At 62.0% G+C, this 26,634-nt stretch carries 15 protein-coding genes; 8 read left to right on the forward strand and 7 right to left on the reverse strand.

The window, feature by feature from the left end:
- Positions 1–30 precede the first annotated feature (30 nt).
- Genes AC1DQM_RS26420 through AC1DQM_RS26435 form a run of 4 tightly spaced genes read left to right on the forward strand, consistent with a single transcriptional unit; the run spans position 31 to position 3,511 of the window.
- The gene (locus tag AC1DQM_RS26420) at positions 31–957 is read left to right on the forward strand and encodes a metal ABC transporter substrate-binding protein (protein WP_477747070.1); all 927 of its coding nucleotides are present in this window, start codon (positions 31–33) and stop codon (positions 955–957) included.
- On the forward strand, positions 954–1,697 hold the full coding sequence (locus AC1DQM_RS26425) for a metal ABC transporter ATP-binding protein (RefSeq protein ID WP_477747071.1): 744 nt from the start codon (positions 954–956) through the stop codon (positions 1,695–1,697). The genes AC1DQM_RS26420 and AC1DQM_RS26425 overlap by 4 nt, the downstream gene beginning before the upstream one ends.
- Positions 1,697–2,596, forward strand: a complete 900-nt coding sequence (locus AC1DQM_RS26430) for a metal ABC transporter permease (RefSeq protein ID WP_018929969.1) — start codon at positions 1,697–1,699, stop codon at positions 2,594–2,596. Before AC1DQM_RS26425 ends, AC1DQM_RS26430 begins: the two co-directional genes overlap by 1 nt.
- A complete protein-coding gene (locus tag AC1DQM_RS26435) occupies positions 2,597–3,511 on the forward strand; it encodes a metal ABC transporter substrate-binding protein (protein WP_064616792.1) in 915 nt (304 codons plus the stop codon).
- Positions 3,512–3,615: 104 nt separating this feature from the next.
- Here the strand turns inward: AC1DQM_RS26435 and AC1DQM_RS26440 are convergent, their stop codons facing one another.
- The 5 genes from AC1DQM_RS26440 to AC1DQM_RS26460 form a co-directional block, all read right to left on the reverse strand.
- Entirely contained in the window at positions 3,616–3,843 is a 228-nt protein-coding gene (locus AC1DQM_RS26440) for an MbtH family protein (protein ID WP_007934245.1), read from the reverse strand.
- Between the two features lie 80 nt (positions 3,844–3,923).
- Entirely contained in the window at positions 3,924–5,336 is a 1,413-nt protein-coding gene (locus AC1DQM_RS26445) for an aspartate aminotransferase family protein (RefSeq protein ID WP_111454986.1), read from the reverse strand.
- 134 nt (positions 5,337–5,470) lie between these two features.
- Positions 5,471–5,956 carry a GNAT family N-acetyltransferase gene (locus tag AC1DQM_RS26450; RefSeq protein ID WP_018929972.1) on the reverse strand — a complete coding sequence of 162 codons (486 nt, stop codon included), beginning with the start codon at positions 5,954–5,956 and terminating at the stop codon, positions 5,471–5,473.
- Between the two features lie 128 nt (positions 5,957–6,084).
- Complete coding sequence (locus tag AC1DQM_RS26455) at positions 6,085–7,410, reverse strand: ATP-binding protein (RefSeq protein WP_019582488.1); 1,326 nt, start codon at positions 7,408–7,410, stop codon at positions 6,085–6,087.
- Positions 7,407–8,087 (reverse strand): response regulator, encoded by a 681-nt coding sequence (locus AC1DQM_RS26460; RefSeq protein ID WP_018929974.1) that lies wholly within the window; start codon positions 8,085–8,087, stop codon positions 7,407–7,409. Before AC1DQM_RS26460 ends, AC1DQM_RS26455 begins: the two co-directional genes overlap by 4 nt.
- 326 nt (positions 8,088–8,413) lie before the next feature.
- Between AC1DQM_RS26460 and AC1DQM_RS26465 the strand changes: the two genes are divergently transcribed.
- The 4 genes from AC1DQM_RS26465 to dsbG all read left to right on the forward strand — a co-directional run bounded on the left by AC1DQM_RS26465 (position 8,414) and on the right by dsbG (position 12,651).
- Positions 8,414–9,187, forward strand: a complete 774-nt coding sequence (locus AC1DQM_RS26465) for a hypothetical protein (protein ID WP_086944684.1) — start codon at positions 8,414–8,416, stop codon at positions 9,185–9,187.
- A gap of 121 nt (positions 9,188–9,308) precedes the next feature.
- Complete coding sequence (gene dsbD, locus AC1DQM_RS26470) at positions 9,309–11,042, forward strand: protein-disulfide reductase DsbD (RefSeq protein ID WP_477747072.1); 1,734 nt, start codon at positions 9,309–9,311, stop codon at positions 11,040–11,042.
- A complete protein-coding gene (locus AC1DQM_RS26475) occupies positions 11,042–11,908 on the forward strand; it encodes a TlpA disulfide reductase family protein (RefSeq protein WP_111454993.1) in 867 nt (288 codons plus the stop codon). Before dsbD ends, AC1DQM_RS26475 begins: the two co-directional genes overlap by 1 nt.
- Entirely contained in the window at positions 11,884–12,651 is a 768-nt protein-coding gene (gene dsbG / locus AC1DQM_RS26480; protein ID WP_018929978.1) for a thiol:disulfide interchange protein DsbG, read from the forward strand. Before AC1DQM_RS26475 ends, dsbG begins: the two co-directional genes overlap by 25 nt.
- Positions 12,652–12,718: 67 nt before the next feature.
- Here the strand turns inward: dsbG and AC1DQM_RS26485 are convergent, their stop codons facing one another.
- Together AC1DQM_RS26485 and AC1DQM_RS26490 are read right to left on the reverse strand one after the other, a co-directional pair.
- Positions 12,719–13,543: an alpha/beta fold hydrolase gene (locus AC1DQM_RS26485; RefSeq protein ID WP_477747073.1), complete on the reverse strand. Its 825-nt coding sequence runs from the start codon at positions 13,541–13,543 to the stop codon at positions 12,719–12,721.
- A gap of 81 nt (positions 13,544–13,624) precedes the next feature.
- The gene (locus tag AC1DQM_RS26490; RefSeq protein WP_477747074.1) at positions 13,625–26,608 is read right to left on the reverse strand and encodes a non-ribosomal peptide synthetase; all 12,984 of its coding nucleotides are present in this window, start codon (positions 26,606–26,608) and stop codon (positions 13,625–13,627) included.
- Positions 26,609–26,634: the final 26 nt, after the last annotated feature.

Below are 26,634 nucleotides of genomic sequence, written 5' to 3' on the forward strand. Positions count from 1 at the left end.
CGCCCTCACCCGAGAGAAGACCGCTTTCCCATGCCTAGTTCATCTCAACGTCGTTTTTTGCGCCTGCTGCTGGTCGGCCTGCTTGCCTGTTTGCTGACGCCTCTGGCCAGTGCCGACGAAGCCAAGCGCCTGCGCATCGGCATCACCCTGCACCCTTATTACAGCTACGTGGCCAATATCGTCGGCGACAAGGCCGAAGTGGTGCCGTTGATCCCGGCCGGTTTCAACCCGCACGCCTATGAGCCCCGCGCCGAGGACATCAAACGCATCAGCAGGCTCGACGTGATCGTGCTCAACGGTGTGGGCCATGACGACTTCGCCGACCGCATGATCGCCGCCAGCGAAACCCCGAATATCAAAGTGATCGAAGCCAACGAAAACGTGCCGCTGCTGGCCGCCACCGGTGTCGCCGCTCGCGGTGCCGGTAAAGTGGTCAACCCGCACACGTTCTTGTCGATCAGCGCTTCGATTGCCCAGGTCAACAACATTGCCCGCGAGTTGGGCAAGCTCGACCCGGCCAACGCTAAAACCTACACCCAGAATGCCCGCGCCTACGGTAAGCGCCTGCGGCAGATGCGCGCCGATGCCCTGGCCAAACTGACCCAGGCGCCGAACGCCGAGCTGCGCGTGGCCACGGTCCATGCCGCCTACGACTATCTGCTGCGCGAGTTCGGCCTGGAAGTCACCGCCGTGGTCGAGCCCGCCCACGGCATCGAACCCAGCCCCAGCCAGCTGAAAAAAACCATCGATCAACTGCGGGAGCTGGACGTGAAAGTGATCTTCTCGGAGATGGATTTCCCGTCCACTTACGTCGAAACCATCCAGCGCGAATCGGGGGTGAAGCTGTATCCGCTGTCGCACATTTCCTATGGCGAATACACCGCCGACAAATACGAAAAGGAAATGACCGGCAACCTCAACACCGTGGTTCGGGCGATTCAGGAGTCTGGCGCATGACCGCTCAAGAAACCCTGACCGTACAAAGCGCCGGCCCGACCCTCGACTTCGCCGAAGTCAGCCTGACGCTGGGGCGCACGACCATCCTCGACAACGTAACTTTTCAGGTCCGGCCCGGCAGCGTGCATGCCCTGGTCGGCCCCAACGGTGGCGGCAAGAGTTCGCTGATCAAGACCCTGCTCGGGCAGATGCCGCATCGGGGTCGCTTGAGCCTGCAATGGCCCGGCGAACCGGGGACTATCGGCTACGTGCCGCAAGCGCTGGAGTTTGATCGCGGTTTGCCGATGACCGTCGACGACTTCATGGCGGCCATGTGTCAGCGACGTCCGGCGTTCCTCGGTTTGAGCAAGCATTACGCAACAGCCATTGGCGAGGCGCTGGAACGGGTCGGCATGCAGGACAAACGCAAACGGCGCATGGGCGCGCTGTCCGGCGGTGAGCGCCAGCGGGTTTTGTTGGCCCAAGGGCTGATTCCGGCGCCACAGTTGCTGGTGCTCGATGAACCGATGTCGGCGCTCGATGAGGCCGGTATCCAAGTGTTCGAACGGCTGCTGGGCGATTGGCGCCAGAGCGGCATCACCGTGCTGTGGATCGAACATGATCTGGAAGCGGTCGGGCGTCTGGCGGACCGGGTCACCGGGCTCAATCGCCGGGTGCTGTTCGATGCCACGCCGAAACAGGCGCTGACCCCGGAGCGACTGCTGACCTTGTTCTCGACCCATCCCCGGAGCGCTGCCTGATGAGCTACGAAGCCTTTCGTTTGATGGTCCAGGGTTGGGCCTCGTCGGGTTACCTGCCGGAAGCGCTGGCCTATGGATTTGTGGTCAACGCCCTGCTCGCTGGATTGCTGATCGGCCCGGTGCTGGGCGGTTTGGGCACGCTGGTGGTGGTCAAGCGCTTCGCATTTTTCTCCGAAGCGGTGGGTCACGCGGCGTTGACTGGCGTGGCCATCGGCATTCTGCTCGGTGAACCTTACACCGGGCCTTATGGCAGCCTGTTCGGTTACTGCCTGCTGTTCGGGATTTTGCTGAACTACCTGCGCAACCGCACGGGTCTGGCGCCGGATACATTGATCGGCGTGTTTCTGTCGGTGTCGTTGGCGCTGGGCGCGAGCCTGCTGTTGATTCTGGCGGGCAAGATCAATGTGCACATTCTGGAAAACGTGCTGTTCGGCTCGGTACTGACGGTCAACGGCAACGACCTGCTGGTGTTGGCCATCGTCGGCTCGCTGGTCATGGCACTGGCCCTGCCGCTGTACAACCGCATCATGCTCGCCAGTTTCAACCCGCAACTGGCGGCGGTACGTGGCGTGGCGGTGAAAACCCTGGACTACCTGTTCGTGATCCTGGTGACGCTGATCACGGTGGCTGCGGTGAAAGTCATCGGCGCGATTCTGGTCGGCGCCCTACTGGTGATTCCAGCGGCGGCCGCGCGCTTGCTCAGCCAGTCGTTGAAGGGTTTTTTCTGGTGTTCGGTGCTGATTGCCACGGTGAGCACCTTGTGCGGAATTCTCGCGCCGATTGTCTTTGACCTGCCCATCCCGTCCGGTGCCGCGATCATTCTGGTGGCCGGCATCGCCTTCGCCCTGGCCGCGATCGCTCGCGGCATCCTCCCCAGCCTGAAAGGGAACCTCGGATAAATGTGCTTTTCTCTGCGTCAACTGACCCTGGCATTGACCTTCACATTGCCCCTGTGCGGTCTGGCCAATACTTGCGCTGCGGCGGACAGCGCCAAACCGCTGCACGTGCTGGCGTCCTTGCCGATCACCTATGGTCTGGGCGAAGTGTTGCTCAAAGGCACCGAAATCAAACTGGAACGGGCCGCTCCAGAGAATCTGCCCGGCAGCCGACAGACCGCCTATTTCACCGGTCGTGGCGCTCCGGCGCTGGCCAAGCTGGCGACCGACGCCGATGCCGTGATTGGTCTGCGTTCCCTGTGGGCGGATGATCCGCTGTACCCGATATCCCGGCGCAGCAATATTCGTATCGTCGAAGTCGATGCCGCCCGCCCGGTGGACGGCGCCCTTCCCGGCATCGCCGTGCAGCCCGGCAGCAAGGTCGACGGGTTGAACAGCCAGCCGTGGCTTTCCAGCAACAACATGGGGCGCATGGCAGACGTGATGGCGGCGGACCTCGTGCGCCTGGCGCCGGCGGCCAAACCGACCATCGAGGCCAATCTGGCAGCGCTCAAGCAGCGCCTGCTCAAGCTCAGTGCCGACAGCGAAGCGCGGCTGGCCAGTGCCGATAACCTGAGCGTGATGAGCCTGAGCGATCATTTCGGCTACCTGATCGGCGGCCTCAACCTGGAGCTGATCGGCCTCGATGCACGGCCGGATGCCGAGTGGACGCCTGAAGCGCTCAAGCAGTTGAGTGCGACGCTCAAGGACCATGACGTGGCGGTGGTGTTGCATCATCGACAGCCGTCGGAGGCGGTGAAAGCGGCGATCTCGCAGGCAGGCAGTCGGTTGGTGGTGTTGAGTGTCGATGCGGCGGATCCGGTGGCCGAGCTGGAAGGGAATGTGGATCAAGTGATCAAGGGGTTGAGCGGGGCATAACGTCGGTTAAACCCGCGATGGCAGCCGCGCAGACAACAGAGATTTCAAACGTGAAAAACCCGCTGACCGTCACCGGTTCAGCGGGTTTCTTTTTGCGCGGCGACTCAGTGAGCCACGGCCGCCTGCTCTTCCATTTTCTGGCGCAGGCTCAGTGGACGCATGTCAGTCCAGACCTCTTCGATGTAGGCCAGGCATTCCTTTTTCAGGCCGCTCTTGCCCACGGTGCGCCAGCCTTGTGGCACGGCTTTGTAGTCGGGCCAGATCGAGTATTGCTCTTCGTGGTTGACCACGACCTGAAAGAGGATGTCCTCGCGGTCGAATACTGACGTCATGCTGTCTCTCCATCGCTATAGGGTGGCTGCACACCGCGCGCAGCTGTTATGTAGAAGGAACGTTAAAGGCGCTGAAAAATTTAGAGGCTGGCGACGGCTGCGGCCATGGCCCTGCCGAAAATGTCGGCTACCCGATCGATTTCGGCAGCGGTGATCACCAACGGCGGCAGGAAACGCACGACACCGCCATGACGCCCGCCCAGCTCGAGGATTAACCCACGCTTGAGACATTCGCGCTGCACCAACGACGCCAGACGACCGAATACCGGTGGATGGCCTTGAGCGTCCGGCGCACCAGCCGGGTCGACCAATTCGACACCCAGCATCAAGCCACGTCCGCGAATGTCGCCCAGCTGCGGGAAGTCCCGCTGCAGGATGTGCAGGTGTTCGCTCAAGCGCTCGCCCATGGTGGCGGCGTGCTCGCAAACCTTGTGCTCGGTCAGGTAGCGCATCACCGCAGAGCCTGCGGCCATGGCCATCTGATTACCGCGGAAGGTTCCGGCATGGGCGCCCGGCAGCCAGGTGTCGAGCCATTCGCGATAGACCACCACCGCCAGCGGCAGGCTGCCGCCGATGGCCTTGGACATCACCACCACGTCCGGAATGATTCCGGCGTGCTCGAAGGCGAACATCTTGCCGGTGCGGGCAAAGCCGCTCTGAATCTCATCGACGATCAGCGCCACGCCGGCCTGCTCGGTGATGCGCCGCAAACCGCGCAGCCAGTCGAGATCGGCCGGAATCACCCCGCCCTCGCCCTGCACCACTTCGACGATCACCGCAGCCGGCAGTTGCACGCCAGCCTCTGGATCGTTCAGCAGGTTCTCCAGGTAATTCAGGTTGACCTGCACTCCCTGCACACCACCGAGCCCGAACGGGCAACGGTAATCGTAGGGATACGGCATGAACTGCACGCCATTGCCGAGCAAGGCACCCAACGGCTTTTTCGGTCCCAGACTGCCCATCAGGCTCAGCGCGCCCTGACTCATGCCGTGGTAACCGCCCTGGAACGACAAGACGGTGCTGCGCCCGGTGGCGGTACGCACCAGCTTCAGCGCGGCTTCCACGGCATCGGTGCCAGTGGGGCCACAGAACTGAATCTTCGCTTCAGCGGCCAATGCCGGCGGCAGCAGGCCGAACAGGTCCTGGACAAACCGGTCCTTGACCGGCGTGGTCAGGTCGAGGGTGTGCAGCGGCAGTTCATCGCTCAGCACTTGCTGGATCGCTTCGATCACCACCGGATGGTTGTGCCCCAGGGCCAGGGTTCCGGCACCGGCCAGGCAATCGATGAAACAGCGGCCTTCGACGTCTTCGACATAAATGCCCTTGGCACGCTTGAGTGCCAGGGGTATGCGTCGCGGGTAGCTGCGGGCGTTCGATTCCTGTTGGCTCTGACGGGCCAGCAGCGGCGATTCGTTGAACTGATAAAGCGTCTCGGCAGGCGTCGGGGCAATCCGGGCCGGCTGATCTTCGATAAGGCTGGTAGCGACTGACATCTCTCGACCCCTGTTGATAGTGACCAAAACTGCACACCGGGCAGGTGCGCATTCCGTTCACGGGGCGCACTTGCAGGTTTTCCTGTTCTGGAAACGCATCAAGGGCTCGAGGATTTAGACCCTCGATCAGCTTTCTATGAAGGTGGTGGCAGCGCCTTGTGCATGGGAATGGCGTGGAGCCCCGCCACCGTGAAAGCTTCAGCGCAAGCCCGGTAACCCAGGCGGTGGTAAAACGCTTCGCCGGTGCGCGTGCTGTTGAGACGTGCCTGGGGCAAACCCTGAGCGATCAACCACGTCTCCAGATCATGCACCAGCGCTTGTCCGGCGCCCCGTCGAAACCATTCCGGTTGCACGTAACAAAACGCAACCTTGCCGCTGATCGCTGCCATGGCGACGCCGACCGGTTTGTCTTGCAACAGGGCGATGTTCAGGTACAACCGCGGGTCGTTCAGCCAGGGCTGCACGTGTTCGATGGTTTTGTTGTGGGTCCAGGTGGCGACGGTTCGCGGGTCGTTACGGTGGTCGAGCGCGCAGCCGACGCGAATGGAGCGCTCGACGATCCGGCTGATGATGCCGGCGTCCGCAGACGTTGCCTTGCAGATGTGTATCGATGCAGTCATGGCGCTGTTACCTCAATCCATTGAGTCAAAGCTGCCGGGGACGATAACGCCGTGGGGGCCGGGAGGCCAACGGAGAGACGTTACATTTGGTGTGCGACAACATAGACACCCTGTGGGAGCGGTGTCTGTTAGACAGGTTGCAACGGCATCGTCAATTCAACCCGCAGGCCATCCGGCCGGCTGTCGAAATGCAGGGTACAGCCGCAGCGCTGGACAATGGCCTGGACAATCGCCAGGCCGAGGCCGCAACCGGTGCTCTGGCCGTTGCGCCAGAAGCGTTGGGTCAGGTGTTGCAAGTCGTCTTCGGCAATTCCCGGACCGTGGTCGCGCACCAGAAAGTGCACGCGATTGCCATTGGTTTCCAGACTCAGCTCCACCGCCCCATCGCCCGGTGTATGGCGCAGGGCGTTGTCGAGCAAGTTGCGTAATGCAGCAATCGACAGCACTGCGGGCATTTGCAGCGGCGCATCGGAGAATCTGGCCGGCACCTGAAACTTGATCCGCTGACGATCGCCGCTGGCCGCATCCTGAATCGCCAGTTTCGCCACCTGCTCAGCGCTGCACTGCACGCCATCATCGAACGACAAGCTGCCCTCGACACGCGCCAGCAGTAGCAATTGTTCAAGGGTACGGTGCAGGCGGTCGGCGCCCTCTTCGGCCCGGGCCAGGGACTGATCCCGTGCGGCACCGTCGGTCATGCGCGCCACTTGCAGGTGGGTTTTGATCGCAGTCAGCGGGCTACGCAATTCGTGCGCCGCATCACCGGTCAGGCGCCGCTCGCGCTCGATGGTCTTGCCGATGCGCTGGAACAACTGATTCTGGGTTTCCAGCAGCGGTTGCAATTCGCTGGGCAACGGCTGGATCTGCAATGGTTCCAGAGAATCGGCGCTACGCCGCATCAACGCATCGCGCATACGATTGAGCGGTGCCAGCCCCTGACCGATGCCGAGCCACAACAGGCACAGGCAGCCAAGCAGCGCCACGCCGACCGGCACCGAAGCCGCCAGCAGAATGGACATGTTCAGCGCTTCACGCTCGATCTGCCGGTCGGCGGTGGTGATGCGCACATCGCCCCGCGCCAGGGTGAAGCTGCGCCATGGCGCGCCGTCGATAATCTGATCGTGGAAGCCCATTTTCTCGGCTTCCAGCGCTTGCTCGGGGTTGCTGTGGCTGCGGGCCAGAATCTCGCCGCGCAACGAGCTGACCTGACAGGCCATGCCGCCGGGGATATTCAGTTGTTCAGCGCTGAAATGGGTGCCCTCGCCCTTGCTCGGCAATGCCGGCAGTTGCTCCAGTAACCCGGCGACCATCCGCGCCGAGGCAACCAGCCGCTGGTCGAGGGAAAACATCATCTGGTTGCGCAGATCGCTGAGCATCCAGGCGGCGGCCAGGGCCCAGATCAGCGCAAATGCGGCGCCGAGGGTCAGGCTCAGACGCAAACGCAGGCTCATCACTTCGATTCTTCTCCGCCATCGGCCGGCCCCAGGCGATAGCCCAGGCCACGCACCGTCTCGACAATGCCATTGCCGAGTTTACGCCGCAGGTGATGGATATGGACGTTAAGGGCGTTGCTTTCCAGCTCATCGTTGAAACCGTAGACGCTGTCTTTCAGTTGCTCGGTTGAGAGTACGCGACCACGGTTGTGCAGCAAGGCTTGCAACAGCGATTGCTCGCGACGGGAAAGGTCCACCGGCTGACCGCCCAGCATGGTTTCGCGGCTGCTCGGATCGTAGGTCAAACGACCGTGCTCGATCAGGTTGACGCTGCGCCCCGCCACTCGTCGCAGCAAGGTGTGCAGGCGCGCTGCCAGTTCGCGCAGGTCAAAAGGCTTGAGCAAATAATCGTCGGCCCCGGCCTGCAAACCGTCGACGCGATCGGTGACCGAATCCCGCGCCGTGAGAATCAACACCGGAATCTCCAGGCCACTGTGACGCAACTGCTGCAACAGCTTCAGGCCATCCTCATCGGGAAGGCCAAGGTCGAGCACCATGACATCGAACTCAGCCACCTTGAGCATCGCCCGGGCAGCCGACGCGGTGGCGACGTGCTCGACGGTCAGGCCTTGCGCGGTCAGGCCGGCAACAATACCGCTGGCGATCAGCTCATCGTCTTCGCAAACCAGTACATGCATGGGAGCCCCCAGGACAAAAAAGCGAGTGAAGCAGCTGAGGATTAAGCCGCAATTATGGCAAGGCCCGCCGCTGACGAGAAGCAGCGCTTCCCACGCAGGCGTCGCGACCGCTAAGCGACGAAGTTGAAAGTGAAGTTCGCTGTTAATGCATGGCCGAACGCCTGCGCACATGTCGTTTCAAACCGAAACATATTCCATCCTGAAAACAGGACCACAGCGTAAAACATCACGCTACCCTAGCACGGCTCCACTCCAGGCCAATCATTACCTGGAAGAAAGTCATTTAAGACCCGAACCATACTTAATTATCTGAAAGGAATCAGATCATGCCGACACTTAAAAACATCGTGACCGTCGATTGGCGTTCAGGAAAAGACAAGATCTACTTCATCTTCAAAGACACCGATACTTATTCCCGCTTTGATATTCCCGATAACAAGGTCTCTGATGGATACCCCTGGCCGATTAAAGGAAACTGGGGGACGTTGGAAAACCACATGAAAAACCTGCGGTTTGGATTTACGACCACGGGCATAACGCTTGATCGTCCCATGGACTCTTCTGACCTCGATATCCTTTGGCTTTTCTATTACGAGCGCACTACGCCGATGGTCTGCGCCTACAATCAGGATACCGATGCGGTAATGCAGACCCGCAAGGTTGAAGACACTAAATGGAAGCTGCTGTTGCCTCACTTTGATCGAATCGTTGCAGGGACATGGTGGCAAGTAAGTCGCCCCTCACTCTTTCGATTCATCATGAATGACGGGAACTCCCTCTATCTGGATTTGGACGAGGATCCCAACCGGGACCGCGGCTATATCGGTGGCAAACTTGACGACGACCTCCCTCCTCCTGTTGTGACCCCGGTCCAGTCACTGAGGACAGAGCCCATTACAGAAGCTACCTGGCCCGGTCTTGCTCCCTATAAAGACCGGATCATTACAGCGGTGCAAAACGATCGGACTTTCGCTGACAGTTATTACTATATCTTTCTGACTGACAATCAGTTTCTGACTTATAACATTCCGAAAAATCGCCTGGTTTCCGGTCCGCATGCGGTTGATAGCCAATCCTGGCCAGGCCTGTTGCGCAACTGAAGTTTCAAGCCGTAGTGGCTACCTCCTGACGGGTCGAGCAGGCGGTACCGGCGGCGGTTAATCATCGGTTAATCGCCGCCACCCATTGTGCAGTCAACTTGCACAGGGATAAGGCTTACCCATGCGTCGACTGTTTCTATTTTTTGTTCTCTTGATCTCGGGTGTGGCCCAGGCAGGGATAAATCCGTTCGACACCAAACCTGAATTCTTGCCAGTGGAAAAGGCCTTTGCCTTTACCTCCGAACGCCTCGAATCAGGTGAAACACAGCTCTATTGGCAGATTACCGACGGTTATTACCTTTATCAGAAACGACTGAATTTCGAAGGTTTGTCTGCGCAACAGCACCCGGTACTACCTGACGGCGAAGCACACAGCGATGAGTTCTTCGGCGAACAAGAGGTTTATCGCCAAGGCCTGGAGCTGAAGATTCCGGCGGGAGCCACCGGTCAGATCAAGGTGGGTTTCCAGGGGTGTGCCGATGCCGGTTTGTGTTATCCGCCGCAAACCCAGATCGTGGACCTGGGCGGCAAGGCTACTGCATCTGCGGCCAGCGAAGCGCCGGACCAAGCCTTGGCCAGCGGCCTGCAACAACGTGCGCTGGGCTGGAGCTTGTTGGTGTTCTTTGGTCTGGGCCTGTTGCTGGCCTTCACCCCTTGCTCGTTGCCGATGCTGCCGATTCTGGCGGGGTTGATCGTTGGCAGTGGTGCCACGCCCAAACGCGGTTTTGCCCTCGCCGGCAGTTATGTGATCAGCATGGCGCTGGTGTATGCGGCGATGGGTGTTCTGGCGGCGTCGCTTGGCGCGAACCTTCAAGCGCTGTTGCAGAATCCATGGCTGTTAGGCAGCTTTGCGGCGGTGTTCGTGCTGCTGGCCTTGCCGATGTTCGGTTTTTTTGAACTGCAATTGCCGGTGGCCGTGCGGGATCGGCTGGAACATGTTTCACGCAGCCAGCGCGGTGGCAACCTGATGGGCGCCGGTGTGCTGGGGGCCTTGTCCGGTCTGTTGGTGGGGCCGTGCATGACTGCCCCATTGGCCGGCGCCCTGCTCTATATCGCCCAGAGCGGAAATGCGCTGCACGGCGGGTTGATTCTGTTCGCCCTGGGCATCGGCATCGGTGTGCCGCTGTTGCTGCTGGTCACCGTCGGCAATCGCTTCCTGCCTAAACCTGGCGCCTGGATGAACCTGCTCAAGGGTGTGTTCGGTTTCCTGTTTCTCGCCACGGCTTTGCTGATGCTGCGTCCGGTGCTGGATGAATCGCTGTGGCTCGGTTTGTGTGGCGGTTTGCTGCTGATCGCCGCCTACAGCGCCTGGCAGCAGTCCCAGGGATTTGGCCGCGTTGCCCACCTGTTCGGCGCCAGTTCGCTGCTGCTGGGGTTATGGGGCAGCCTGCTGGTGGTCGGTGCGGCGGGCGGCAGTGACGATCCGTATCAGCCGTTGCAGGTGTACAGCGCCGGTCGTACCGGCGCTGTCTCGCCGAGCGCTCACGATGCATTCACTACGATCAAGGAGCCCGCGTCCCTGCAACGTGAGCTCGACGCCGCCAAGGCCCAGGGCCAATGGGTGCTGCTGGACTACTACGCCGACTGGTGTGTGTCGTGCAAAGTCATGGAAAAACAGGTCTTCGGCAAACCCCAGGTACTGGATGCGCTGAGCGATGTGCGCTTGCTACGGCTGGACGTCACCGCCGACAATGCCGCCAGCCGCGAACTGCTCGGCCGTTATAAAGTGCCGGGGCCGCCGAGCCTGTTGTGGATCGGCACCGACGGCGAAGAGCGTCGCAGCCAGCGCATCACCGGCGAGGTCGATGCCGGCACTTTCCTGCAACGCTGGACCACCACCCGAGACGCTCGTTAATGCTGACCTTTACCCTCGGCACCTTTGCCATCGCGCTTAACCATTTGCTGCTGATCAGTGCCCTGGCGCTGGCGACGTTTGTCGGCTGGCGGGTGGCCAAGCGTGGCGGCGAGAACCCGGAATCGGTGCTGTTCAGCCTGTTCCTGCTGGGCATGCTGGCGGCCCGGGTCGGCTTCGTGATTGCCTACTGGGCACAGTATCGCAACGATCCGTGGCAGATCATCGACCTGCGCGACGGTGGTTTTCTCGCCTGGCCGGGGGTGGTCGTGCTCTTGCTGGCGGCGTTGTACCGCGGCTGGCGTCAACCGGGCCTGCGTCGGCCATTGGGCTTTGGCGTGGCCAGCGGTCTGGTGTTCTGGCTGCTGGCGAGTTTCTCCCTGAGTATTTACGAACAAGGCACGCGCCTGCCGCAGATCACCTTGCGCAATGCTGCCGGCCAGACCATCCAACTCAGCGACTACCAGGGTGGCCCGTTGGTCATCAACCTCTGGGCCACCTGGTGCCCGCCGTGCCGCCGGGAAATGCCGGTGCTGGAGAACGCCCAGCAACAGCGCCCGGACCTGACCTTCCTGTTCGTCAACCAGAGCGAAAGCATGCAGAGCGTCGCCACTTTCCTCGAAACCCAGGGCCTGAGCCTGACCAACGTGCTGTTCGATGGCAGCGGTCGATTGAGCCATGCCGTGGGTTCCATGGCATTGCCGACTACGCTGTTCTATAGCCCCAACGGGTATCTGTTGGGCAGTCACCTGGGTGAGTTGTCGGAAGCCAGCCTGGCCCGCGCCCTGGAACACTTCGACACCCCGAACCCGGCCACCTCGGCCACGCCTTCAAGGAAATTGCCATGCTCCGCCTCCGCCACCTGCTGACACTGACCCTGGGTGCTGCCCTGCTACACCTGCCGTCGGTACAGGCCGAAGAACTGCCTGAAGCGATCAAGAAGATCGAAGCCAAGGGCGCCAAAATCGTCGGTACCTTCGACGCGCCCGACGGCCTGCGCGGTTACGCGGCGCAGTACCAGAACCGCGGTATGACGCTGTACCTGACCCCGGACGGCAAACATGTGCTGCTCGGCAATCTGTACGACGCCGACGGCAATGACCTGAGCAGCGCACCGTTGCAGAAACTGGTCTACGCGCCGATGGCCAAGGAAGTCTGGGGCAAGATGGAAGCAAGCAGCTGGATCGGTGACGGCAATAAGGACGCACCACGGGTCGTCTACCTGTTCAGCGACCCGAACTGCCCGTACTGCAACATGTTCTGGGAACAGGCACGGCCGTGGGTCCAGGCCGGCAAGGTGCAGCTGCGGCACATCATGGTCGGTATCATTCGCGAAGACAGCCCCGGCAAATCCGCCGCGCTGCTGGCCGCCAAGGACCCGCAGAAAGCCCTGGAAGAACACGAGAAATCCGGCAAGGGCAGCTCGCTCAAGGCCTTGAAGGACGTACCACCGGCGGTTCAGGCGAAACTGGCGGCGAACATGAAGTTGATGGAAGACCTGGAACTGGCCGCCACCCCGGCGATTTTCTACATGGATGAAAAGGGCCAGTTGCAACAACAGCAAGGCGCGCCGTCGCCGGACAAGTTGCTGAAGATTCTCGGGCCCAAATAAAGATCAAAAAATCGCAGCCTTCGCCCTACGCGCCTGTGGGCACTACCGAAGGCTGCGATCTTTTTAATCAAGCGCTACACGGATTTCTGTCGGCCAGAAACTTCAGCAGCGCCTCAGTGACAAACTCGGGGTTCTCCAGACTGGAGATATGCCCCGCCTCCGGCACCAGCACATACGGGCAACCGATCAACTCGGCCATTTCTCTGGTTTCCGACGGCGGCCGCGGCTTGTCCTGGTCGCCGCACATCAACAGTGTGGTTTCAGGGTTCAGCTTAGCCAGGCGCGGCAACAAATCATCACGACTAAACGTGATCCGTCCCATCGGCACAATGCTTTCACGCAGCCGGCTGACTGGTAATGCCGCCAGCCTGGCGCGGAAATCCTGATACAAAGCCGACTGCGGATCGATGCCCGGACGGAAGAAGATCGGCACAATAATGTCGAGCAGTTGCGGCGAGATCTCACCGCTGTCTTCGATCTGCTTGAACAGCGAGAAGTAATACTGACGAGTCGGTTCCGGTTCGACACCAACGTAAGTATCCATCAGCACCAGCCCGTTGAGCCGCTGCGGCGCCGACAGTGCCAGGCGAACGCCCCACATGCCACCGACCGAAAGACCGACCAGCGTGACGCGATCGATGTCCAGATGATCGAGTAATGCCAGTGCCTGACGCGCCACGTCATCCAGCGACGTCATGCCCTCGGGTATCCGCCCGGATTCGCCATGGCCCCAGAGGTCCAGTGCAATGACCCGATAGCGCTGCGACAGCGCCGCAATCTGCGGTGCCCACATGGCCTGGTCCCACAGGTAGCTCCCGGCCAGCAATACCGCCGGGCCCGTACCTTGATCTATGTAGTGAAGCGCTTGTCCATCAACCGTTACGAAGGGCATCGACTGTCTCCCTGGTGAAGATAGGATCCATTAAAAAACCACGGGAAGCCTGAGCCGCGTGGGCTCGGCAGTCAACCCGGATTAAAGGCCCTCCAGCTCCGCCATCAGGTCATTCAACCGATCCACCTTCTCCTCGGTAATGTCGCTCGCCGCCAACCCGTCGATGTACTCGGCCAACTCCGCCACCGTGCTGCACTCGAACATCGCCCGCAGCGGCACGTCGCGTTGCAGGGCTTTTTGTACCCGCGAGGCAATTTGCGTGGCCAGCAGCGAATGCCCACCCAGCTCGAAGAAGTTGTCACGCACGCCAACCTTCTCGACCTTCAACACTTCGGCCCAGATATCCGCCAAGGTCTGCTCCAGCTCATTGCCCGGCGCCTGATAGTCCTGGCTCTGCAACTGGCCGATCTCCAGTGCCGGCAAGGCCTTGCGATCGAGTTTGCCGTTGGCGTTGAGCGGCAGCTTGTCGAGCCACAACCAATGCAGCGGCACCATGTATTCCGGCAACTCAGCACGCAGGCGCTGCTTGATCCGCTCCAGTCGTTCGTTCGGATTGAGCACCGAATCCGCTGCCACCAGATAGCCGACCAGATGCTTGCCGTTGACGCCCTCCTGCACCCCGACCGCCGCGTCGCGGACTTCCGGCTGTTCATGCAGACGCGCCTCGATTTCACCCAGTTCGATGCGGTAACCGCGAATCTTCACCTGATGGTCGATACGTCCGACGTACTCCAGCACGCCGTCACTGCGACGACGGGCCAGGTCACCCGTGCGATACAAACGATCACCCGGTGCGCCGAACGGATTCGGCACAAACACCTGCGCCGTGCGCAACGGATCGCTCACATAACCGCGCCCGACCCCGGTGCCGGCCACACACAACTCACCCACCGCCCCCAACGGCACCAGCTCCAGCGCGCCATCGAGCAAGTACAAACGGTTGTTGTCGGTCGGCGTACCGATCGGCAAATAGCTGCCACGGGTCGAGGCCAGGTCGATGCGGAAGAACGCCACATCGTCCGAGCATTCCGCCGGGCCATAAGCGTTCACCAGACCCATCTGCGGGTAACGCAGCAACCATTGATGCGCCAGTTCCGGCGGCATCGCTTCACCGGTCGGCAACATCCAGCGCAGGCCATCGAGGCTCATGCAGTCCTGGGCGAGCATGCCCTGAATCAGCGACGGCACGCTTTCCAGCACGCTAATGCCCTGGCTCTGGACGTGGGCCAGCAAGCCTTGGGGATCATGGGCGATGCTGTTCGGCACGATGTCCACCCGAGCACCGAACAACAGCGCCGCGAGGAACTGCCAGACCGAAATATCGAAGCTTTGCGAAGCGGTCTGGGCGATCACATCGGCGTCGCTCAGCTTCAGGTACGGCACCTTGCTCAACTGGTTATTGAGCATGCCGCGCTGCTCGACCATCACGCCCTTCGGCAGGCCTGTGGAGCCCGAGGTGTAGATCACGTAGGCGAGGTTGTCCGGGCCACTGTAGATACCCGGATTGGCCACCGAAACGTCGCTCGCCTGCACGTCTTCCCAGACCAGCAATCGAGGCCGGTTGGCACATCCGAATTCCTCCAGCAGCGCGACGGCTTGTTCACGGCACGCCTGGGTGCAGACCAGCAACGGCGTGCGGCTCAGGTCAATGATCCGGCTCAGGCGCTGACTCGGCAGGCCCGGGTCCAGCGGCAGGTAACCGGCACCGGCCTTGAAGCTGCCGATAATCATGCCCAGCAGATCGAGATTACGCTCGGCGAGCAGCGCCACCGGTTGATCGAGGCCGACGCCTGCAGCGATCAAGGCATGGCCGAGACGGTTGCTGCGCTGGTTCAACTCAACATAGCTGTGTTGCTGATCGAGATAACTGGCGGCAATCCGCTGCGGATGCCGGGCAACCTGCGCTTCGAACAATGAGACATAGCTCTGCTCCAGCGGATAGTCGTGTTCGCTCTGGTTGCAGCCATGGATCAGGAAGTCCTGTTCCTCGGCGCCCAACAGCGGCAAATCGGCCATGTCCCCGTGGAAGCCCTCGACCAGCGCCAGCAACAGGCGCTTGAACTCACCGAGCATGCGCTCGACGGTGGATTCGTCGAAATAACGCTGGTCGTAGGACAGGTGCAAACCCAGGTCATCCCCCGGATAGCAGACCGCCGTCAACGGGAAGTTAGTGTGGGTGCGGCCCGAATCCGAAGTGGCATTGAGGCTTTGCGCACGGTCCAGCACCGAGACTTCCACCGGGGCGTTTTCGAACACGAACAGGCTGTCGAACAGCGGCTGGCCTTTCGGCAGTTCGCTGGTTTCCTGGATGCTCACCAGCGGCAGGTACTCGTATTCGCGCAGTTGCATGTTGCTGTCGAGCAAACCACTGAGCCACTGACGAACGCTGCAGCGCTGATCGTCCTCGGGCATTTTCACCCGCAGGGCGATGCTGTTGATGAACAGCCCGACGGTGCGTTGCATCTCTGGCATGTCCACCGGACGCCCGGCCACGGTGACGCCGAACAGCACGTCGCGCTCACCGCTCAAGCGACGCAGCACCAACGCCCACGCCGCCTGGGCGAAGGTGTTGACGGTCAACTGATGGGCCTGGGCCAGTTCGCGCAATTGTGCGCCATCCCGGGGATCAAGCCTTGTGTAACGGTCGCCGACGATCATGCCGCCGCTGTCGCCGGCATGTTCACGCAGGAACGGCCGGTCGCTCGGAATCGGCGTGGTGCGCTCGAAACCTTGCAGGTTCTGCCGCCACCACTGCCGCGCCTCGGCCAGACTCTGGCGTTGCAGCCAGCCGATGTAATCGCGATAACGCGGCGGCACCGCCAGTTGCGCTTGCCGGCCTTCGCCGAGGGCGGTGTAGATTTCGAAGAAGTCGTTCATCAGCAGCGAACGGCACCAAGCATCGATGAGGATGTGGTGGTTGCTCATCATGAACCAGTAGCGCGCCGCGCCGACGCGGATCAAACGCAGATAGAACGGTGCCTGGTTGAGCAGATCGAACCCGGCCTCGCGCTCGCTTTTCAGCAGCGCCTGCAGCTTCGGTTCTTGCTCGGTTTCGGCAACCGCGCTCCAGTCCAGATACTCGATCGGCGTGCTGCCCGGCTTATGGATCACTTGCAGCATGTCTTCGCCGACGTTCCAGCAGAACGAGGCGCGCAAGGCTTCGTGACGGGCGATCACCGTTTGCCAGGCCAGGGTGAAACGCTCGGGGGCGAGCTCGCTGTTGATGCGGTAGCGGTCCTGCATGTAATAGAGGCCCGTGCCCGGTTCGAGCAAGGTGTGCAGTAGCATGCCTTCCTGCATCGGGGTCAGCGGGTAGACGTCTTCGATCATCGCCGCCGGCACGGGCAGTGCATCGAGTTGCGGCTGAGTCAGTTTGGCCAGCGGGAAGTCCGACGGCGTCAGGCCGCCCGCATGGTCGCTCAAGCAATGCTGGATCAGGCTGTGCAATTCATCCAGATACGCCTGCGCCAGGTCGGCGATGGTTTGCCGGTCGTGGCGTTCGGCGCTGAAGGTCCAGCGCAGCACCAGTTCACCACCGTACACCTGACTGTCGATGCTCAGTTCGTTGGGCAGCGGCGCATGCGAATCATGGGCCGCACCCACCGGCTCATCGAGCGGACGGAACAGCGCATCGCTGCCGAAGCTCTGGTCGAACTGGCCGAGGTAGTTGAAGGTGATCGGCGCCACCGGCAGCGCGGCCATGGTCTGCCGACACAGGCCATCGGCCAGGTAACGCAGCACGCCATACCCCAGGCCTTTATGCGGCACCCCGCGCAGTTGCTCCTTGATCGCCTTGATCGACGCACCCTGTTCACTCACCGGCGTGAGGCGCAGTGGATAAGCACTGGTGAACCAGCCGACGGTGCGGGTCAGGTCGATCTCGTCGAACAGGGTTTCGCGGCCGTGGCCTTCGAGTTGAATCAACGCCGACCCATGACCGCTCCAGCGGCACAACACACGGGCCAACGCAGTCAGCAGTAAATCGTTGACTTGGGTGCGATAGGCCGCCGGCGCCTGTTGCAACAGTTGCCGGGTGCGCTCGCTATCGAGGCGCACGCTGACGGTTTGTGCGTGACGATTCTGCTGCCCGCCCCGAGGCCGATCACACGGCAATTCAGCGCTTGGGCCGGCCAGTTGCGCCTGCCACCAGCTCAATTCTTCCCGCAAGGATTCGCTGCCGGCATAAGCCTGCAACCGTGCGGCCCAGTCCCTGAAGGCACTGGTTTTCGCTGGCAGTTTTACTGACTGCTCTGCGTCCAGTTGACGATAAACCGTTTGCAGATCGTCCAGCAGCACCCGCCACGACACCCCGTCCACCACCAAGTGGTGAACGGCAATGAACAACCGTTGTTGCCCCTCGGGATCGTCGACCAACAGCGCCCGCATCAATGGCCCCTGTTCAAGGTCGAGGCTGCGCTGGGCTTCGGCGAACAGTGCCGCGCATGTGTCCATCGTCGGCACCTGCACTTGCCACAGCACGGCAGCGTCGGAAACTGCCTGATGCTCGGCCTGCCAATGACCGGCGACTTCGGTGAAGCGCAGGCGCAAGGCATCGTGCTGTTCGATCACCGCCAACAGCGCTTGCTCCAGGCGATGCGGCTCCAGCGCCACGGTCGGTTCCAGCAGCAACGCCTGGTTCCAGTGTTGACGTTGTGGAATATCGGTATCGAAGAACCAGTGCTGGATCGGCGTCAGTCGCGATTCGCCCGTGAGCAGACCTTGCTCGGCAGTGACTTGCTCGGTGCGGGTCGCGACGGCAGCCAGGGTCTGCACCGTCTGGTGCTGGAACAGGTCGCGCGGGCTGAAGTGGATACCCTGCTGCCGCGCCCGGCTGACCACCTGGATCGACAGGATCGAATCGCCGCCCAGTTCGAAGAAGTTGTCGTTGAGGCCGACCTGTTGAACGTTGAGCACTTCACACCAGATGCCGGCCAGGATCATCTCAAGTTCGTTGCTCGGCGCCACGTATTGCTGACGATTCAACTCCGGGTCCGGTGCCGGCAGTGCGCGACGGTCGAGTTTGCCGTTGGCGGTCAGCGGCATGCTGGCCAGCAGGATCAAGTGCGTCGGCACCATGTAATCCGGCAACTGAGATTTGAGGTGCGCCTTCAACGCTTCGCGCAGTGCAGTTTGCTGCGCTTCATCCTGCTCGGCCACGTTTGTAACCAGATAGCCCACCAGTTGCTTGCCGCTCGGCGCATCGAGCGCCAGCACGACCGCTTCACGGATCGATTCATGTTCCAGCAGACGGGTTTCGATCTCGCCCAGTTCGATGCGGAAACCACGGATCTTCACTTGATGGTCGATACGGCCGAGGTACTCGACCAGACCATCGGCGCGCTGACGGACAAGGTCGCCGGTGCGGTACAAGCGTCCGCCGTTCGCGGCAAAAGGATCAGCGACAAAGCGTTCGGCGGTCATCCCCGGACGTTGGTGATAACCCTGCGCCAGACCGGCGCCGCCGACATACAACTCGCCGGTCGCGCCTTGCGGCAGCAACGCCAGGTCGGCGTCGAGAATGTACGCCACCCGAGCGCCGATCACGCTGCCAATCGGCACACTGCCCAGCCCTTCTTCCAATTGCTCGGGGGCCAGGCTGGCGAGCGGCATGACCACAGTTTCGGTCGGGCCGTACGCGTTGAAAAACAGGCTCGGTTTGAACGCCGCGCGAATCCGCTGCAAGTGTTCGCCAGTCAGGGCTTCGCCACCGGTGATGCACATGCGCACCGGCAGGGTTTCGCCCTGGGTCGCCAGCCATTGCGCCAACTGGCTGCCGTAGCTTGGGGTGAAGCCGAGGATGTTGATGTGGTGGCGACGGATCAGCCCGCAGATTTCTTGCGCATCCCACTGGCCTTGAGCGCGAAGGACCACTTGCGCACCGCTCAATAACGGCACCAGCAGACGCTCGGTCGCGGCATCGAAGTTGATCGAATAGAAGTGCAACTCGCAATCATCGGGGCGCATGCCGAAACGTTCGATCACCGCGCGGCAATGCATGGCGATTTCACCGTGGGACACCACCACGCCTTTCGGTTTGCCGGTGGAGCCCGAGGTGTAAATCAGGTACGCCTGATGCTGCGGCAAGCTGATAAACGGCAGCTCGCTGGCCGGGTAATTGGCCAGGTCCGCGGCATCGTCTTCCAGGCACCAACGACCGACGCTGGCCGGCAATTCACCGAGTGCCGCGAACATCGCCGCATCGCTGAGCAACAAACCGATGCCGCTGTCTTCGATCATGTAGTGCAGGCGATCCAGCGGGTATTCCGGGTCCAGCGGCACATAGGCGCCGCCCGCCTTGAGGATTGCCAGCAAGCCGATGACCATCTCCAGCGAACGTTCCAACGCCAAGCCGACCCGCACTTGCGGCCCGACACCGCGCTCACGGAGCATCCAGGCCAGACGATTGGCGCGGCTATCGAGCTCGGCGTAGCTCAGGGTTTGCCCGGCGAACGTCAGCGCCGGTGCGCCCATGCGCACCAGTGCCTGCTCAGCGAACAGCTGGTGGATGCATTGATCGAGGCGATGCTCACCCGGCTCGATGCCGAGGTTGTCGAGCAGGTTTTGCTGTTCAGTGGCGTCGAGCAACGGCAGTTCACTCAAGCGCTGTTGCGGATCGGCCAGCAACGCTTCCAGCAGATTGCGCCAGTGCCCGGCCATGCACGCAATGCGCGGCTCATCGAACAGATCGGTGCTGTAAGTCAGGCAGCAACCCAGGCGATGGTCGAGGTCGGTGACTTCCAGGTTGAGGTCGAACTTGGTCGCGCGCGCATCGTTGGCCAGGTACTCGACGGTCATCCCGGACAGGGTGCGGCGCTGCTGGAATTCCCAGCGCTGCACGTTGCACATCACCTGGAACAGCGGGTTGTACGCGGCGCTGCGCGGTGGCTGCAGGGCTTCGACCAAGTGATCGAACGGCAGGTCCTGATGGGACTGGCCTTCGATCACCGTGTGGCGAACCTGCTCGAACAACTCGCCCACGGACATCTGCCCGTCGAGCTGGCAACGCAGCACTTGAGTGTTGAGGAACGCGCCGATCAGCCCTTCGCTTTCCGGGCGGATGCGGTTGGCCACCGGCGCACCAATGCGCAGGTCGGTCTGGCCGCTGTAGCGGTAAAGCAGCACGGCCAGGGCGGCGGTCATGGTCATGAACAGGGTCAGGCCGTTGTCTGCGTTGAAGGCACGAACCCGTGCCGCGAGGTCATCACTGAGGTCGAAGCGGAACAGTTCGCCCTGATGACTTTGCACCGGCGGACGCGGACGATCGGCGGGCAATTCCAGCAGCGGATGTTCGCGGCCCAGTTGCGCGGTCCAGTAATCGAGCTGGCGCTGACGTTCGCCGGATTCCAGCCACTGACGCTGCCACACGCTGTAATCCAGGTACTGCACCGGCAAGGGTTGCAGTGGCGATTCGCGGTCATCGACGAAGGCTTCGTAGAGCGCGCTGAGTTCCCGGGCGAAGATGTCCATCGCCCAGCCTTCGGTGACGATGTGGTGCAGGGTCAGCACCAGGTAATGTTCCTGCTCGGCGGTCTTGACCAGGCAGGCGCGCAGCAACGGTCCGGTTTCCAGATCGAAAGGCGTGTGCGCCTCGCTGTCGGCCAGTTGCTGGACTCGCTGCTCACGGGTATCGGCCGCCAGTGCGGAGAAATCCTTCCAGTCCATGCGTAGGCCGGTGTCCGGATGCACCTGTTGCCGGGCCACGCCGTCGATGCTCGGGAACGTCGTGCGCAAGGTTTCATGACGCATGATCAGCGCTTGCAGCGCCGCTTCGAAACGCCCGACATCCAGCACGCCGCGCAACCGCGCCATGCCGCCGACGTTGTAGGCCGGGCTGTCCGGTTCCATCTGCCACAAGAACCACATGCGTTGCTGGGAATAGGACAAGGGCACCGGTTGGCGGCGGTCGACCTTCTCGATCGGTGGCTGCCGGTTGGTTTTGCCGCTGACCTGAATCAAGCGAACCTGTTCGGCAAACGCGCCCAGCTCACTGGCCTCGAACAGCGCCCGCAACGGTAACTCGACGTCGCAGGCCTGACGGGTACGGGAGATGATTTGCGTGGCCAGCAGCGAGTGGCCACCAAGGGCGAAGAAGTCGTCGCGCAGACCGATCTGCGTCTGGCCCAGCACTTCGCGCCAGATGCCGGCGATTTGTTGCTCAAGCGCCGTGACCGGTTCAACGTGCTCGCGGACGTGCCACTGAGGTTCCGGCAAGGCGCGGCGATCGAGTTTGCCGCTCGGGCTCAGGGGCATTTGGTCCAGACGCATCAGCTGCGCCGGGACCATGTATTCCGGCAACTCGGCGGCCAGCACGGCTTTCAGGCGTGCGGTTTGAGTGTCGAGGTCTTCAGTGGAATCAGTGGCGGTGTAGTAACCGATCAACTGCCCGCCGACCGCCGTTTCGTGCACCAGCACCACCGCTTGGGCGACGCCGGATTGTGCCAACAGCCGCGCTTCGATCTCTTGCGGCTCGACACGAAAGCCACGCAGTTTGACCTGCTGATCGAGACGACCGAGGTATTCGATTACGCCATCGGCGGTCCAGCGCGCACGGTCGCCGGTGCGGTACAGACGCGCGCCCTGCTCGCCCAGTGGATCGACCACGAAACGCTCAGCGGTCAGCCCCGGACGGCCCAGATAGCCCCGAGCCAAACCGATACCGCTGATGCACAGTTCACCCGGCACGCCGGCCGGCACCGGGTTGAGGTCACTGTCGAGCACCCGGCACAGCACGTTGCCCAATGGCCGGCCAATCGGCGAGCGCTCGCCATCGGCGGTTGTGCAGTGCCAGTGGGTGACGTTGATCGCGGTTTCGGTGGGGCCGTAGCGGTTGTGCAGTTGCACCGCCGGCAATTGCGTCAGCACGCGGTTGCGCAGTTCGACGGGCAAGGCTTCGCCGCCGGAAAACACCCGGCGCAGGCTGGTGCATTCGGCGGTCAGCGGTTCGTTGATGAACAGCGAAAGCAGCGGCGGCACAAAGTGCAGCGTGGTCACACCGTACTGCTTGACCAGTTGTGCGATGCGGTGTGGATCGCGGTGTTCGCCGGGACCGGCGATCAGCAAGCGGCACCCGGTGATCAGCGGCCAGAAACACTCCCACACCGACACGTCAAAACTGATCGGGGCTTTTTGCATCAGCACGTCGGTATCGTTCAGGCGATAAGTGCTCTGCATCCATTGCAGACGTTCAGCGAGCGCTGCGTGAGTGTTGCCAACGCCCTTGGGCAGGCCGGTGGAACCCGAGGTATAAATCACGTAGGCCAGGTTGTCGCCGTGCAGGTGCAGACCCGGTGCATGGCTTGGCCAGTTCTCCAGGTGCAGGGCGTCCATGGCAATCACGCAGACGCCATCAGTGGCCGGCAAGCGGTCGAGCAATTCGGTTTGGGTCAGCAATAACTCGACGCCACTGTCGCTGAGCATGTAGGACAGGCGCTCGGCCGGGTAATCCGGGTCGAGCGGCACATAAGCGCCGCCGGCCTTGATGATCGCCAGCAAGCCGATCAGCAACTGCGGCGAACGCTCGGCGGCGATGGCCACGCACACGTCCGGGCCGACGCCTTTGTCGCGCAGGTAATGCGCCAAGCGGTTGGCCTGAGTATGCAGTTCAGCGAAGTCCAGGCTGCCGCCGTCCCACAGCAACGCGGTGCGCTCCGGGGTCTGGTGTACTTGTTCGTTGAGCAGTTCCGGCAACCACTGCTGCGCCGGACTGCATGGGGCAACGCTCCAGTCATTTTGCTGAGTGTGTTCGGCGGTAGTCAGTAGTTGCAGGTCACCGATCGCTTGTTGCGGGCGTTCACAGATGGCTCGCAGCATGTTGCTGAAGTGCTCGGCCAGACGCTCGATGGTCGCCGCGTCGAACAGTTCACTGGCGTAGTCGAACGACAGGCTCAAGCGTCCGTTGCGGTCTTCTTCGCTGTGCAGTTGCAGGTCGAACTTGGCTTCGCGGCTGTACCACGGCAGCTCTTCGGCGAGCAGCCCCGGCAGACGACGCAGAGCGCCGAGATCCCGTTGTTGATGGTTGAACATGACCTGGAACAGACCTTGTTCGCGGGCCTGCGGGAAAGCTTCGAGCAGTTGTTCGAACGGCAGGTCCTGATGCGCTTGCGCCCCCAATGAGGCTTGCCGGGTTTGCGCCAGCAACTCCACGAATGGCAGTCGCGAGTCCACTTCGGCACGCAACACTTGGGTGTTGATGAAGAAGCCGATCAGCCCTTGGGTTTCCAGGCGTGGACGGTTGGCATTCGGCACGCCGATGCGGATGTCGCGCTGGCCGCTGTAGCGATGCAACAGGCTCTGGAACGCTGCGAGCAACAGCATGAACGGTGTCGATTCATGGGCCTGGGCGGTCTGGCGAATGGCGTTGCTCAGGCTCGCGTCCAATCGCAGCGTGTGGCGGGCAGCGCTGTAAGTGTGCTGCGCCGAACGTGGGTGGTCGGTGGCCAGGCTCAGGGTCGGATGCTCATCACCCAACTGCTCTTTCCAGTAAGCGAGTTGCCGTTCGCCCTCCCCTTGCGCCAGCCACTGGCGCTGCCAACTGCCGTAGTCGGCGTATTGGGTCGGCAAGGCCGGGAGGCTGGCGGTCTGGCCTTGAGAGGCTGCCGCATACAGGCGCGAGAACTCCTCGATCAGCACGTTCAGCGACCAGCCGTCAGCGATGATGTGGTGCATCGTCACCAGCAGTTGATGGTCTTCATCATCGAGGCGCACCAGGGTCACCCACAGCAGCGGGCCGTTCTCCAGATCGAACTGGGTGCGCGCTTCGTCCTCGCGGATTTGTTGCGCGCGGGCTTCACGCTCAGCGGCCGGCACATCGTTGATGTCGATCACTCGAAGATTGAACTCACCGGCAGCATCGACCCGTTGCAGGGCCACACCGTCGCGCTCGAAAAACCGCGTGCGCAGGGATTCGTGACGTTCGATCAGTTGCTGGAAACTGGCGCGCAAGGCGTCTTCGTCCAGTTCGCCGCGCAGGCGCAAGGCGCCGGGAATGTTGTAGGCGCTGCTCTGCGGGTCGAGTTGCCAGGTGATCCACAAACGGTTTTGCGCCAGGGATTGCGGCATGGCTTCGTTGCGCGACAGCTGAGTGATCGCGCCTTGGGCGAGGCCGCCATCCTGTAGTTGCCGGGCGACGGCGGCGGCGAACGCGCCGAGGGTTGGCGCTTCGAACAGCAGACGCAGATTCAGCTCCAGAGCCAACGTTTCACGCAGGCGAGCAACCACTTGAGTGGCGGCGATGGAGTTACCGCCGAGCAGGAAGAAGTGATCGTCGGCGTTGACTTGCTTGACCTGCAATTGCTCGCACCAGATCTGGCCGATCAGGGTTTGCAGTTCGGAACCCGACTCGCTGCTGCCTTCACTTTCGTTCGCTGCCGACGGGAAAACCGCATAGCTGTCGAGGCTGCCATCGGCCAGGCGATTGCGGCAGGCCGAACGTTGCAACTTGCCGCTGGAGGTCTTGGGCAGTGCCCCCGGATTGAGCAACACCACCACGCGCGGCGCTTGCTGATACGCCTCGGCCACCGCTTGGCGAATGGCTTTGATCAGCGCCTCGGACGGCAGGATCTTCTGCACGCTGCGGCTGATTTCCGCGGCAATGCCGATGCCTTCCTGACCCTCGAGGTTGACCGCGAACGCGGCCACACGCCCCTTGCGCACCACCTCCACTTCGCGCTCGATGGTCTGCTCGATGTCCTGCGGATAGAGGTTGTGACCACGAACGATCAGCATGTCTTTCAGGCGCCCGGTGATGAACAGTTCACCGTCACGCAAAAAGCCCAGATCGCCGGTGCGCAGCCAGGTGCGACCCGCGTGCTGGACGAAGGTCTTGGCCGTGGCTTCAGGGTTGCGCCAGTAGCCATGGGCGATGCTCGGCCCGGCGGCCCAGACTTCACCGACTGCGTTGTCGGCGAGTTCTTCAAGCGATACCGAATCGACAATCAGCACCGCGTGATCCGGCTGGCCGATGCCGCAACTCATGATCGGACTACCGTCGCCCGGTTCGGCGCAGTTTTGCGCCAAGGCCTGATCGTCCACGCGCAATGCCGGAATGCCCCGACCGCGCGGAGTGCCGGCAACGAACAGTGTGGCTTCCGCGAGACCGTAAGAGGCCATGAAGCTGTCTGGCGTAAAACCACAGGCCGCGAATTTCTCGGCGAAGCGTTCCAGGGTGTCGAGGCGAATCGGTTCGGAACCGGAATACGCCACGCGCCAGCCGCTCAAATCAAGGCGTTCCAGAGCCGATTCGCTGACGCGCTCGCTGCACAGTCGATAGGCGAAGTCCGGCCCGCCGCTGATGGTGCCGCCGTATTCGCTGATCGCTTCCAGCCAGCGCAACGGGCGACCGAGGAAGTACGCCGGCGACATCAACACGCACGGCACACCACTGAAAATCGGCTGCAGCAAACCACCGATCAGGCCCATGTCGTGGTACAGCGGTAGCCAGCTGACAATCACGTCATCAGGATTGAGGTCGATGCCAAAGCCGTGACGAATCAATCGTTCGTTGGCCACCAGGTTGCCGTGGCTGACTTGCACACCTTTAGGCAACGCGGTGGAGCCGGAGGTGTATTGCAGGAAAGCGATGTGCTCGCCTTGCAGGTCCGGTGCAACCCAGCGTTCAGCCAGGGCGTTGTCGAGGGTGTCGACACATAGCAGCGGCGGCGCCCCGTTGATTTGCAACAAGGCGTCGCGCAGGTCGGCGCTGGTCAACAGCAGGCGCGGCTCGGCATCGCTGATGATCGACAGCAGGCGTTCCTGATGATGACGACGGGTCGATTCCGGCGGATAGGCCGGCACCGCGATCACCCCGGCGTACAGGCAACCAAAGAACGCCGCGACGTAATCCGGGCCGCTGGGAAACAACAGCACCGCGCGATCGCCGAACGACGCCTGGGCCTGCAACGCGCCGGCAATGGTTCGCGCCCGTTGGTCCAGCTCACGATAACTGAGCACCACAGCCTGATCCTGGGTTTCGGCGAGAAAACGCAAGGCCACCCGGTCCGGCGTCAGGGCCGCGCGGCGCTGGAGGGCTTGGACCAGTGTGCTGGGGAGTTCGAACGCGTCGGTCATGAGGTTTCCTGCCTGAATTCGGCTTG

Source organism: Pseudomonas sp. 01L34 (assembly GCF_056400265.1).